14 protein-coding genes are annotated in these 12,088 nt (G+C 65.5%); 3 read left to right on the top strand and 11 right to left on the bottom strand.

Going from position 1 to position 12,088, the window contains the following annotated elements:
* Positions 1 to 198 precede the first annotated feature (198 nt).
* The 5 genes from ACOOHP_RS13115 to parA form a co-directional block, all read right to left on the bottom strand.
* Positions 199 to 2,136 carry a DUF3363 domain-containing protein gene (locus ACOOHP_RS13115; RefSeq protein ID WP_420466867.1) on the bottom strand — a complete coding sequence of 646 codons (1,938 nt, stop codon included), beginning with the start codon at positions 2,134 to 2,136 and terminating at the stop codon, positions 199 to 201.
* Between the two features lie 400 nt (positions 2,137 to 2,536).
* A complete protein-coding gene (locus ACOOHP_RS13110) occupies positions 2,537 to 3,076 on the bottom strand; it encodes a S26 family signal peptidase (RefSeq protein ID WP_420466866.1) in 540 nt (179 codons plus the stop codon).
* The gene (locus ACOOHP_RS13105; RefSeq protein ID WP_420466865.1) at positions 3,073 to 3,606 is read right to left on the bottom strand and encodes a DUF2840 domain-containing protein; all 534 of its coding nucleotides are present in this window, start codon (positions 3,604 to 3,606) and stop codon (positions 3,073 to 3,075) included. The genes ACOOHP_RS13110 and ACOOHP_RS13105 overlap by 4 nt, the downstream gene beginning before the upstream one ends.
* Positions 3,603 to 3,854 (bottom strand): chromosome partitioning protein ParB, encoded by a 252-nt coding sequence (locus ACOOHP_RS13100; protein ID WP_420466864.1) that lies wholly within the window; start codon positions 3,852 to 3,854, stop codon positions 3,603 to 3,605. Before ACOOHP_RS13100 ends, ACOOHP_RS13105 begins: the two co-directional genes overlap by 4 nt.
* The gene (parA, locus tag ACOOHP_RS13095; protein WP_420466863.1) at positions 3,851 to 4,489 is read right to left on the bottom strand and encodes a ParA family partition ATPase; all 639 of its coding nucleotides are present in this window, start codon (positions 4,487 to 4,489) and stop codon (positions 3,851 to 3,853) included. The genes ACOOHP_RS13100 and parA overlap by 4 nt, the downstream gene beginning before the upstream one ends.
* 150 nt (positions 4,490 to 4,639) lie before the next feature.
* Between parA and ACOOHP_RS13090 the strand changes: the two genes are divergently transcribed.
* Positions 4,640 to 5,602 (top strand): IS5 family transposase, encoded by a 963-nt coding sequence (locus ACOOHP_RS13090; protein ID WP_420464632.1) that lies wholly within the window; start codon positions 4,640 to 4,642, stop codon positions 5,600 to 5,602.
* Positions 5,603 to 5,867: 265 nt separating this feature from the next.
* Here the strand turns inward: ACOOHP_RS13090 and ACOOHP_RS13085 are convergent, their stop codons facing one another.
* From ACOOHP_RS13085 to ACOOHP_RS13070, 4 genes are all read right to left on the bottom strand, one after another.
* Positions 5,868 to 6,698 (bottom strand): replication initiator protein A, encoded by an 831-nt coding sequence (locus ACOOHP_RS13085; protein WP_420466862.1) that lies wholly within the window; start codon positions 6,696 to 6,698, stop codon positions 5,868 to 5,870.
* A gap of 26 nt (positions 6,699 to 6,724) precedes the next feature.
* Positions 6,725 to 7,015 (bottom strand): helix-turn-helix transcriptional regulator, encoded by a 291-nt coding sequence (locus ACOOHP_RS13080; protein WP_420466861.1) that lies wholly within the window; start codon positions 7,013 to 7,015, stop codon positions 6,725 to 6,727.
* 83 nt (positions 7,016 to 7,098) lie between these two features.
* The gene (locus tag ACOOHP_RS13075; protein WP_420466860.1) at positions 7,099 to 7,881 is read right to left on the bottom strand and encodes a DUF7011 domain-containing protein; all 783 of its coding nucleotides are present in this window, start codon (positions 7,879 to 7,881) and stop codon (positions 7,099 to 7,101) included.
* 345 nt (positions 7,882 to 8,226) lie between these two features.
* Entirely contained in the window at positions 8,227 to 8,574 is a 348-nt protein-coding gene (locus tag ACOOHP_RS13070) for a DUF2958 domain-containing protein (protein WP_420466859.1), read from the bottom strand.
* Between the two features lie 347 nt (positions 8,575 to 8,921).
* On the opposite strand from ACOOHP_RS13070, the gene ACOOHP_RS13065 reads away from it, so the two are divergent.
* Both ACOOHP_RS13065 and ACOOHP_RS13060 read left to right on the top strand, forming a co-directional pair.
* Complete coding sequence (locus ACOOHP_RS13065; RefSeq protein WP_420466858.1) at positions 8,922 to 9,230, top strand: helix-turn-helix domain-containing protein; 309 nt, start codon at positions 8,922 to 8,924, stop codon at positions 9,228 to 9,230.
* Between the two features lie 86 nt (positions 9,231 to 9,316).
* Positions 9,317 to 10,357, top strand: coding sequence for an endonuclease/exonuclease/phosphatase family protein (locus tag ACOOHP_RS13060; protein WP_420466857.1), 1,041 nt, complete (start codon positions 9,317 to 9,319; stop codon positions 10,355 to 10,357).
* A 43-nt stretch (positions 10,358 to 10,400) separates the two neighbouring features.
* Here ACOOHP_RS13060 and ACOOHP_RS13055 read toward each other — a convergent pair whose 3' ends face one another.
* Together ACOOHP_RS13055 and ACOOHP_RS13050 are read right to left on the bottom strand one after the other, a co-directional pair.
* Complete coding sequence (locus ACOOHP_RS13055; protein WP_420466856.1) at positions 10,401 to 11,198, bottom strand: hypothetical protein; 798 nt, start codon at positions 11,196 to 11,198, stop codon at positions 10,401 to 10,403.
* 295 nt (positions 11,199 to 11,493) lie between these two features.
* Complete coding sequence (locus ACOOHP_RS13050; protein WP_420466855.1) at positions 11,494 to 11,802, bottom strand: DUF736 domain-containing protein; 309 nt, start codon at positions 11,800 to 11,802, stop codon at positions 11,494 to 11,496.
* Positions 11,803 to 12,088 lie beyond the last annotated feature (286 nt).

Genomic DNA, 12,088 nt, shown 5'->3' with positions numbered 1-12,088 from the left:
AACCGAGAGGCGGCGAGCGCGGGACTAGCCAGGATCTAGAATCGATGATGAACTGTTATAACATTACATTTCAATATCAAGCAAATTGCTCTTACTCCGACTTCTGGTTCTTCCAAGCGACGGCATCACTGGCGGTTCAAATCGGACGAATCAGTCCTAGTACGTAGCTCTGCTTGGACCCCGTCCTGTGTCGCAGCATCATTCAACGCCCATGCCCCGCTGCCGCCCGAAGGTCCAGGTGACGCCGCCGCCCCGCAAGGCCGCCGTCATGCTCTGCCCCAACCGCTGTTCAATCACCGGCTGCCAGGGCACCAGGCTGAAGCTCTTACCGTCGTCGAGCATGGCGAAGCGTCCGCTGGCGAGGATCACGCTGCGGCGATAGATGCCGCTGACGCGCTGGCCGTCGCCCACGGGACGGTGCGTCAGAGCGGTTTCAGCGGCGATGTTTCGTGCCGCCGTCGCGGTCTCCCGTCCGCGCAGCGTCGTCAACAGGTTGCGGGCAAGGATCACGCGCTGGCCCCGCCGTTCGGCCAGGCCCTGCTCGGCGAGGAAGTCGGCGCGCTGCTGGAGTGCCTGTCGCACGTCGCCGCCGAAGCCCAACTCGCCCAGCCCCTGTCCGCCGCCGATCAACTGCTGGTCCAGCCAAGTAGCGCCGATCGCGCGGGCCTGCCGCTCGATGGGCAAGTGCGAGCGCAGCTCCACCGTCACGCCGCCGGAGCGTTGCGCGTCGTATTGCCGGCCCCGCTCAGGCAAATCGGAGGGCACGCGCCAGACGCCTTCGGCCAGACGCTCCGCGATGCCGGCGCGGCGCAGCGCCTCCAGCCGGCGGACATGGGCCGCGACCACTTCGTCGGGATCACGGCCGAGTGCGGCCTGTGCATTGGCGACAGACAGGTGATGATCGGTGCGGTAGAGGCCGTCCGCTGCCAGCGCGGCGATGTTGCGATCGGCGGCGCGAATTTCATTGGACCCTCGGGCTTCTACGATGGCGCCGATCGGGTACTGCTCCAGCTCGGTCCTGGCCGGCAAGGCGACGTAGTGCGCCTTGCCGTCGATGCCGTCGAGTACCAGATAACCCTTGTCGTGTAGTTCGTCGTCCAGGCCCTTGGCGGCAACGCGGCCGATGACCGGGCGGGCCTTCTCGCCCGGCTTGAAGACGGCCAGCTCGCGCTGCGTTCCGCTCATCGCCCGCTGCATCGTGCGGATGATGTCGCCGCGCTCGCCCATCGCGCGCAAGGTGGATTCGGCCTCGGCCCGGACGACCCACACGCCGGGCTGGGACTCGCTCGCCATTCCCATGCGTTGCAGCCGTTGCAGGCGGCCGACCAATAGCAGGCGCTGGTGTTGTAGGCGATCCAGCCGAACCACGCCGTCCACCGCCTCGCGCTGCAACGTGCGATCCAGGCCCGTCCACCGCTCCTGATCGACTTCGCGCTGCTGGCTGCGCTGGATCTCCAACTCGGTGCGTGGACCGAGCCATTCCGTAGCCAGCTCGCTGGCGCGGTAGCGCATGCCTTCGGCGATGTAGTCGCGCGAGATGATGAGATCGCGTCCGCCGTCGTCCTTGCCGCGCAGCACGACATGGGTGTGCGAGTTGTTGGTGTTCCAGTGATCGACAGCGACCCAATCGAGCTTCGTGCCCAGGTCGGCTTCCATGCGGGTCATCAGGTCGCGGGTATAGCGCCGCAGGTCTTCCAGCTCGGCGGCATCTTCCGGCGAGACGATGAAGCGGAACTGGTGGCGGTCTTCCCTGCCGCGCTCCTCGAAGGCGGCCAGGTCGGCGTCATCCGCCGTTGGACCGTATGCCTGCCCCGGCTCACCGCTGCGGCCGACGCCTTCGCGCTCGATGTAACGCAGGTGCGTGGTGGTTGAACGCGGTCCCGCTTTGGCGAGATTCACCAGCCGCGTCTTGATCGTCACGCGCCGAGCGTTGGATGCCAGCGACTGCCCGGCGAAGCGTGCGGCGACGTGTCCACGTCCCAAGCGCGAACCGGGACGCCCGCCGCTCTTGCGCGCACCGCTGCCGGCCTTGCTGGCCTGCTTGAGCACGCGGTTGATAAAGGGCTGTGTGCGGTCCTTCGGCGCACCGGGACGGATGCGGAAGCGGTCAGCGTCGTCGCCGCCGCGGCGGCTCACGGGATGACTCCGGCGAAGATCAGCAAGCCCCCGCGCGAGAAGCACGCGACTTCTTCAACGTGGACGCGGCACTGCGGCCACGCGCGGCACGGCGCCGCTCTCCGGCGCGTGCCGCGCCAACCCCACGTGCAGACAGACCTTTCGCGCAACGAAGTGCCGCGACCTTTTATCTTGCCCTGCATCTGTCCCCGGCCTGAAGGCACGGGGATGCGATGCCCTGGCGGCGCTGCGCAACGCGCAGCCCGGCCGCCGGCGAGCGTCAGCCATGCCAGCAGCATGGCGCGCTCGGGGCAAGCAGTCTGCACGAGGGAACGCCGTGGACTGCGCAGTGCGAATGCACAAGCGCCGTACCGGCATGAACGCGAATGCTGCATGTCGAGCGACACGACGATGCGCTTCGTCATGGCTGCGTTTCCAGACGAATCGGTTGCGCTACGCCGATCACCGCGGCGGCGTTAATCGGCCCGAAGTAGCGGCTGTCGAACGACGCCGGATGGGTCGCACTGAGCAGAAACAATTCGTCGGCGACAAGCGGACGGCACTGCGACCACGATGTCAGCGGCCGACCAGATCGATCGGCACGCAGCACGGCGGCCACCGGCACGCCGTCGATGCGCACGATGTCATCGGTGATGCAGACGTGTTGAGGGGCAACAGCCCCGACACGCTTGAGTAGCGGAACGTGCGACGGCAGATAGCCGCGCTGCGCAGCGAGCGTGGCCGCGTCTGTCGGCAATGTGGTGAGCACGATGCTGCCGACGTGCAAGGCATCGGGCAGCGCGTGTGCTGGTTCGATGCGATACCAGCCGACCGGCACGCTGTCGGACGGGTTGTAGACGATGCGCGCGGAGGGTTGCACGAAGGACGCCCAGGCCAGCGCAGCGAGGCCACAGGCGACGAGTGCGAACAGCACGAAGCGAACGCGAGTATGCGCTGTCATTGCAGCGTCCTTCCAGCCAGCCAAGCGGCATGACGTTCGGCGCTGTAGTCCGGCAACGGCAGGCGCGCGGCCAGACGGTTGCCCAGCGTGCGCCAGTATGCGGGCGACACGTCGGCCGGATCGAAGCCCAGCACCTCGATGACGTCGATCTTCTCCAGCACGGCACGCACCTGCCGTTCGCCTTCGGTGTGCAGCAGGATGCGCGCGCCGGGACACACGCCGGGAATGCGCTGCGCCGCATCCAGCGGCGTGCAGGCTTGCATCACCATGAGCTGCCAGCGCGTCGTGCCGTAGTCGTTGGCTTCCCAGCGGATGCGGCAAAAGATCGCTGTTGGCAGGAACACTGCACAGCGCCGCCAGCGATCGAGCTGGACGGTGCGTGCCGGATGACCGAAGCGCAGATAGAGGTTGATGCGCTGCTCGACGTAGGCGAGCGATACGTGCGTCAGCAGCGCGCTACCGGTGAGGCCAGCGAGCGGCTGCGATGAAGGCGACGGCGCAGCCGTGGCCGCCTGCGCGGTATTGCTCATGGTGTGCGCTCCGGGAACTCGCGTTCCAGCAGCGCGCGCAGCAGCTCGGCCACGGTCACGCCCTGCGTGAAGGCCGAGACCTTGATGCGTGCGCGCATGGCGGGCGTCACGTCGAGCGTGAGGCGCGCCGTGTACAGATCGCCCTTGGTGAGGTCGGCGCTATCGCCTTGGCGAATCCAGGCTTCTGCGTGCGGATTCGTCGGCGGACGTGCGCCGATGGCGATGCGCTTGCCGCGCGCGTTGCTCATGGCAGCCACCGCAGCAGTTCGTCGGTTAGCGCGGTGATCTCGCGTGCGGCGGCACTGTCAGGCGCGGTTTCGCGCGCGAGCCGACCGGCAGCCACGCTGTCGGCGAAGACGATGCGTTGACGGATTTCCGCGTGCAGTGGCGGCAGCGGCTGTTCGGCGAGCGCGCCGCGCGCTTCGCGTCCGATGACAGTGGTGCTGACGCGGCGGTTGATGACGAAGGCCGCGGCGAGCTGAGGCCGGAATATCTGCGCCTCGCGCACCAGCGCCACCATCTCGGCGCTGGCCCACAAATCGTAGGGACTCGGCTGCACCGGGATCAGCACGCGGTCTGCTGCCAGCAGCGCGGAGCGCGCGAGTGCGGCGATGCGCGGCGGTCCGTCGATGACGACGTGATCGGCGCGCCGTGCGAGTTCCGGCGCTTCCTGGTGCAGTGTTTCGCGGGCGAGACCCACGGCGCTGAACAGCCTTGGCAGTCCTTGCTGGCTGCGTCGCTGTGTCCAGTCGAGCGACGAGCCTTGCGGGTCTGCATCCAGCAGGATGACCTGCTGACCGCGCAGTGCGAGTTCGCCGGCAATGTGCGTGGCGAGCGTGGTCTTGCCGACGCCGCCTTTCTGGTTGAGCAAGGCGACGATCATGGCCTTGCTCCGGAGCTTGTCCACTGCAGCTGCGCGGCGCTACTACAAGTTAGAGACTTGAAGTTAGATACGTTAGGGATTCTCTGATTTACCTCTCGAAGTTGCACGCTGTTTGCGTTTCAATCTGGAACGGACAGACGGATGACTTTGATGAAGCAACAGAGCCTGGGCAGTGGATTTGAGAAGTACGCGCGCACGACCAAGCGGGCGCGCTTCCTGGAGCAGATGGACTCGGTGATGCCGTGGTCCTCGCTGTGCGAGGTGATCGAGCCGTATTACTTCAAGGATACCGGCAGCGGCGGACGGCCACCGATAGCACTGGAGCGGATGCTGCGGATCTACTTTCTGCAGCAGTGGTTCGATCTGTCGGACCCGGCGGCCGAGGAGGCCTTGTACGACTCGGCGTCGATGCGCCGTTTTGCGGGGATTGACCTGGGCCTGGAGGCGCCGCCGGACGAAACCACGATCTGCAAGTTCCGCCACCTGCTGGAGCGCAACACCCTGGGCAAGCCGCTGTTTGACCAGGTCCAGCGCTACCTTCAGGAGCAGGGCTTCAAGATCAGCAAAGGGACGATCGTGGATGCCACGATCATTGGCGCGCCGAGTTCGACCAAGAATCAGCAACAGCAGCGCGATCCCGAGATGCACCAGACCAAGAAAGGCAACCAGTGGTACTTCGGCATGAAGGCGCACGTGGGTGTCGACAGCCGGACCCGGCTGATTCATTCGGTACAAGCCACGGCGGCGAACGTGGCCGACTGCCGGGTATTGCCGGAACTGCTGCACGGCCAGGAGACGCGGGTGTGGGGTGATCAGGCGTATCGCGGTCAGGGCAGCGTCATTCGTGAGAAGGCCCCGCAGGCGCTGGATTTCACCAACCGGCGCTACCGTCTCAAGGGCGTCATCGACGAATCAGAGCGGGCGAAGAACCGGACCAAGTCCAAGGTGCGCGCCAAGGTCGAGCACGTCTTTGCGGTGATCAAGCTGCGCTTCGGTTTTACCAAGGTCCGCTACCGCGGTCTGGCGAAGAACCTGCACCGGCTGCAGGTGACCTGCGCGCTGGCCAACCTGTACCTGGCGCGCGCTCAATTGATGAAGCTGCAGCAGGCGTAATCCGCCTGCTGCACAGCGATTGAGGCCGAAAGGCCAAGAAACGAGGCATCCGAGGCGATCCAAGCACCCATAATTCGGATTTCTTATCGGCTTGGGGCGCCAGTCACCAGGTAAATCAGAGAATCCTTAGGGGACGCCGAAATCCGCGTGGTGATTGGGTTGGCGACCGTTTCGCACGCCTGATAGCACGATAGGGACACGCCTGATAGCACGAGCCTCGGCGCGCCCGATAGCACGAGGCCATTCACAGCTTGTCCCGCCGTTATCAACGTGCCGTCGGCGGCACGGAGCGGAAGATCAGGATTTCCGGCTGTCCGGGTAAGCGCTCGATGGCGAGCGTATAGCCCGGCAGCGACTGCCGCGCGACCAGCGCGCGCAGATCGCAGGCGAAGTCGTAGGGCTTGGCGAGACTGCCGGACTTGCGGTGCAGGTAGGGAAAGTCGAATTGCCAGCCATCGCGCTGGCGGCCGCCGTGCTTGCGCACGAGGCGGTACAACCAGCGCTCGATGCCGCCGGTGAGCTTGAAGTAGGCGGGGTCGATGGTGAGCACCAGCGCCTCGTCCAGCACGCCGGCATAGAACCAGTCCGGCAGGATCAGCTCGAGGCCGAGCGGCACGCCCTTGGCGTCCGCGCGCTCCTTCCACTCGTTGATCCACGAGAAGCGATGCAGGCGCCGCCCGGTCGTCTCGCGGATGGACGTGGCAACCGTGGTGGATTGCAGGCGATCCAGCGCGGCCTTGAGGCGCTGGTAGTCGCGCAGCGACGTGCCGCGGCCGATGAAGCGCAGGATCTCGTAGGGCGTGGCGTGCATCCAGCGCGACGGGCGGATGCCCGCGTCGCGTGCTTCGACGATCTGGCTGGCGGCCCAGATGAGGATGTCGGCATCCCAGATGGTGGCGATGCCGTGCTCCTGCGTGCCCTCCACGCGCACGGTGACGCCGCCCGAGCGGAAATCGATCGGCGCCGTGCGCCGAGACTTCGCCAGCGAGAAGAACGGATAGGCCATCAAGTCCTGCGCATCGCGCGGCGCCATGTCGCCCGGCAGTGCGCGGAACAGGTCGAGCTGTTCGCGCTGCTTCTGTTCCAGGCCGGACACGCCGAAGACCACCCGCGTGCCGATCGTCAGCGGCCATAGCGGCTGTCGCCGGCGTGGCGCTCGGCGTATTCGGGGTCGGACGTGGCCTCGAAGCTGCGCGCGTCGGCCCAGGCATCGAGGTCGGCCACGGCGTACATGACTCGGCGGCCGAACTTGCGGAAGCGCGGCCCGCCGCCGATGACGCGCTGCTTCTCCAGCGTGCGTGGCGACAGGCGCAGATGGGCGGCGGCTTCATCGTTGGTCAGATAGCGCGAAGGCGCAGCGGGCTGCTGCGAGGTGGCGGGTGCGGATTGCGGTCGCAGCGGTGCGGGTCTCATGCGGTGAACCTCCATCGGTCAGGATCGCCGGCCACGACAGCGCGGCCGGATGGAGGCAGTCTCAGGAGAGGATGGCGTCCTGCTCAGGGACGTTTTGCGCGAGTGACGGAACGTCCCTGTTCAAGTGCAGGAAGCTGAGCAAGGCGGCGGTAGCCGCCGCGCATCAGCGTTTGGCCGCGCCGCACGAGACGGCGCACGCGAGCGCGCAGCGCGCCGTCGGCGTGCCAGTCCGCGGCGACGGCATTGGCACCGAACAGCACGTCGGCGATCGTCCGCAAGGATGCTCCCGACAGCGTGCCGTCGAGTGCCTGCAGGGTGTGCAGCTCCAGCAGCGCAGTGGTCGCCGGACGTGGCCGGGCCGCCACCGGAGCGGCCGCGCCCGCCAGCTTGTCCAGTTCCTCGGCCGATGCGCGGCAGCGCGAGTACGGCTGCGCGGATGCCCGCACGGCATAGGTGTAGGCCATGCCGTGCGTCAGGCCGGGCGCGAGCATCAGGCGCACGCTGTAGCCTGGCCAGCGCGTAAGCAGCATCAGTCGCCGGCCGTCGTGCAGGAGGGACTTGGCGCCCGGCAGGCTCCATAAGTCGAAGGCCACCGCATCCTGCGGTGGGTCGGCGTCGGGATAGAGCTGGATCACGCCGTCGTGGTCGGGAAACCAGGCCGGATGCGCGTCGCGCGCGTCCAGGGCCGAGTCTTCCAGCAGGCGCAAGCCCCAGCGCTGCGCCGCCTCGGGACGGCGCCGGCGGTGCAGCCAGTCGCGCCGGTAGTCGGGATGGCGGCGCAGGTATTCCCAGGCCAGCGCGGGGCCGTCGAGATGCAGGACGTAGAGGTAGGCAGCACCGGGATGCCAGTAATCCGAGCTTTCCATGACGCGACCTCCTGTCGGCACGGCAGGACTCATCGCCACGGGCGTCGGGAGCTACGGCATTACAGGCTGGTCATCGCGGGGTCGGATGGACTGCCGATGTCAAAGACCAATCAGCTCCAGGCTATTGCACGGATCGTCCGATGCGAAGGCTGCGCGGGCGGATGGATGTCGCGCAGCATCGTCTACGTTGCCGCAGGCCGTGCCGGGCATTCGGACTGTTTTCGTCTTGCCGCGCTTTGCCGGCACATGAGTGCGGATTGATGCGCCGATGGTCCGAACCCGGACCGAAATAGACACAATGCGCCGCGCTTGGCGGCGCTGCGCTGGCCTGCCGCAGTCGATCGATCAGTCAATGATCGATCCGTTGATGCGTGCGAGCCGCGCGTATTCCGACAGCGTGCGCTGCGCGACGAAATACAGGTCGCGCTCGATGGGCTGATTTCGCGGCCCGGCGATCGACGCCAGCTCGGACAGCCGCACGGTGCCTAGCTCCGGCATGCCGATGCCGACATCGCACAGGCCGTAGGCCGTGTCGCCGTCTTCGGGATCGAGTGCGGCGAGCAGCCAGGTGGCGTGCGCATCCGGGGTGAACAGCCGAACGACCGGCTGCGGATCGATGGCCTGCGCTTCGGCGCGAGCGCGGCCATTGGCGAGCAGTTGCGCGCGTTGTTCGCCGGTGATGAGGGTCTTCATGGTCGCTGCCTCCTGAGAGGTTCGCCCGGCCGGGGAACCGAGGTAATAGCACCGATTCGTGCAAAGCCGACGATGCGCGAATGCGCTTGCGCGCCAATCCGCAAAGCCGGCTTGCCGGCTGTACGCAAAGTCTGGGAGACGGCACTACGCATTTACGGAAGCTAACGAAAGCGTACCTGCGGAAGCCACAGATTCCACGAAGGAACAAAGGCGCCGATCCGCCTTTGCGTATTCACCCAAAACCGCCGAAACAGGCCATCGGAAGCTGCCTGCATGGTAGGGCAGAAATGATGAAAGAGTTATCTTTAACGTGGTTTTAATTGTGCCGTGAATCGACGCTTCTATGCATGCAGAAGCGTCCAATCCAGCGCGGCCGCCCGGCCGGCGCCACCACCTTCGAGGCCGAACCGGCACGGGCTTTCGGAGCGGCGGTGCGTGCGCTGCGCACGGAACGCGGCGTGGCCCAGGAAACGCTGGCCAACCTGGCCGGGATCGAACGCTCGCACATGGGCAAGATCGAGCGCGGCGAGCACATGCCGACGCTGGTGCTCATCATCAAGATCGCGCGAGCGCTAGGGTACAGCTTGGCCGAGCTGATGCAGGACACTGAGGCCAGATTGCCGGAGCGCTGGCAGAAACAGTCGATCGGCAGCTGATGAACGAGATTCTGCGAACTGCGTCATCGCCCTGACGCGTCAATCGGCCTAGCATCCGAGTCGGGACGGGAAAGCGGGGGTGTGTCATGCCGTACTACGCCGGGCTCAAGCAGATCAAGGACGCCAAGCAGCGCCAGCGGACGATCGACGGACTCCGGCGACTGCGGCCGGCACTATCCGCCTCGCTGCCAGCGAGAACCGCCACCGACACGCTGCTACTGGCGACCTGGAACATCCGCGAGTTCGATTCCGGCAAGTACGGCTACCGCTCCGACGAGTGCTACTACTACATCGCCGAGATCCTCAGCCGCTTCGACCTGATCGCCATCCAGGAAGTCCGCGACGGGCTGTATCCGCTGCAGCGCCTGCAGCGAATGCTCGGCAGTTGGTGGGACTTCATCGTCACCGACGTCACGCTTGGCACGTCCGGCAACTCCGAGCGGATGGCGTATCTGTTCGATCGCCGCAAGGTGAACTTCACCGGCTTGGCGGCCGAACTGGTTCTGCCCAAGGAAAGCGGCGCCAAGACCGAGCCGGTGCAGATGGCGCGCTCGCCGTACATCGCGGGCTTTCGCGCCGGCTGGGCCTACCTCACGCTGGCGACGGTACATATCTACTACGGCAAGAGCGTTGCCGTGGACCCGCGGCGCCTGGAGGAGATCACCGCCTTCAGCAAGATCGTGGCGAAGAACGCCGGCAAGCTGTCGAGCGCACCTCAATACGAGCCCGGCAAACCGCCGGTGCCGGACAATCTGATCCTGCTCGGCGACTTCAACATCTTCAATCGCAAGGACGTGACGATGCAGGCGATCACTGGCGCCGGTTTCGTGGTCCCGGCGGAATTGCAGAACGTGCCCGGCTCCAACGTCGGCAAGAACAAGCACTACGACCAGATCGCCTATCTCAAGCGTCTGACGCGTCTGAAACCAACCGGCAAGGCCGGCGTGTTCGACTTTTACGAGCACGCCTACCGCCTCGATGACGAAGCCGAGTATGCGAAGGAACGCGAGACCAAGCCCGGCCGCAGCTTCAAGGACTGGCGTACCTATCGCATGAGCGATCACCTGCCGATGTGGGTCGAGTTCGGCATCGACGATGGCGATGCCTATCTCGACTCACTAGGCTGAACGAATTTCGCGCGATCAAATCGAACGGAAATCCGTTTGCGGCTCAGGCCGTCATCGGCGTGGCCTTCGGCGCCGGAATGGAACGCTTGCGCCGCTTCACCAACTGCGCCTCATCGGGAAAGGTGATATCGCAACGGCGTTTTAGCGTTCCGAACATCCACTTGGCGTCAGTCTGATCCGGCAGATTGCGAGCGCTGAAAGCATCGCGCCAATGCTCGCCGCGGGTCCGGATGATCTCGACAAGATCGGAGACACGCTGAATCCCGGAGCGCTCCATCGGCCCCCACAGCCGCCCCACGAAGACATCTCGTACAGGCGCGTCCAGGGGAAAGGTCAGCGTATTGGCATGATTGAAAAGCAGGATGGCGGTTTCCGCGAGGTCGGGATCGGCCAACGGAAGCGCCGTTTGAAGCCTGGCCACCATTCCATAAAGCCGATAGCGATAGGCGACGACTGCGAGCTGACGCATCGTATCGACGAACTCGCGCCCTCCGATTTTCCTGGGCTCGCCATAGAGCACTTCGACGGACTGGTCGAACTGCTGGGCACTGATGCTCAGCGACCATAGGGCCGTGCCGAGGCTGCATTCACCGCTAGCGATCTTCTCCGCGAGCGCGTCGTTGATCTGCTTCATCTCGTCGCTGGAGCGGATTTCCGCATCGGGCGTCGACGACTCGGCCCGCGCCGCGGATGTCGCCGCGTGCCAGCTCGGATAGCCGTTGAGGCGGGCAACAATTTCCTGGGCCTCGGAGAGTTGAAGCGGCGCGCGCCGCTGCTCCAGGGAGGGAAAAATCTTGACGAGATTCTTCGACTGCTTCTTCAAATACTGCGGGGATGGCATGTTCCAATCTCCGACATGATGCCGGTGCAGTTCCCGCAATATGGGAACGAATAGCCCACTTCCTCAGACACCAGCAGACGGGTATCGGACACAACCAGAAACTTGCAAAGCTCGACTGCCCGTAAGGCTTCGCCACTGTGGGCGGCATGCTTGTCGTCTAGCCGCTCCAACGTATCGGACACATCCGGGGCTGGTCAAGCCATTCGTAGCCATCGGGACGTCTTGAATCGACCCCGCGGCGCCGAACGAAAGAACAGCGCCCCACCGCGTGGGCGGGGCGCTGTGGGAGCGATGGTCAATCGCCCTTGCTGCGCGACCAGATCAGGTTGTGCGCGCCGTCCTCGCCTTCGATCAGGCGGGCGTAGATCGTCGCGGGGAACGACGGGTCGTCCAGCGTCACCGACAGGTAGGGCCGCTCGGCTTGGCTGACTTTCTTCCAGGCCGCGCCGATGTCGTAGCCGCCCGCCGCCTGGATGCGGAAGTTGGGGGCATTCTCGCTGCCTTTGTCGTTGGGGACGAGCTTGACCTTGACGTTGAGCGTCAGGGTACGAACCGTGCCGGTGAAGCCGTCGTTCTGTGCGGTGAAGGTGCCGATGTTGGCCATGATGTTGCTCCTTTCGGGTTAACCAAGGTCGCGCCCATCGCGTCCTTGTTGTGATCCGGTCGGCGGGGGACGGGCTGGCTACATCGCTTGCGACCGCAACGCAGTGGAGGACCGGGAGGCACGAAGAATTTGTTCCGCGAGGAAGCTGCGCAGCAGCGGGGAAATTGTTTGGGGCGGACGGTTGCAGCCATGAAGCCCGAGGCGCAGCCGCGCCCCCGCCAGGATTCACAACGAAGCAAGGACGCAGAGGGCCAAACCGTCCCGAACGGAGCGATGGCCGGCTCGG

Origin of the sequence: Panacagrimonas sp. (assembly GCF_965216805.1) — a bacterium.
In the GTDB taxonomy this organism is placed as follows: Bacteria; Pseudomonadota; Gammaproteobacteria; order Nevskiales; family Nevskiaceae; genus Panacagrimonas.
This window is presented reverse-complemented; position numbering and strand designations above follow the sequence as displayed.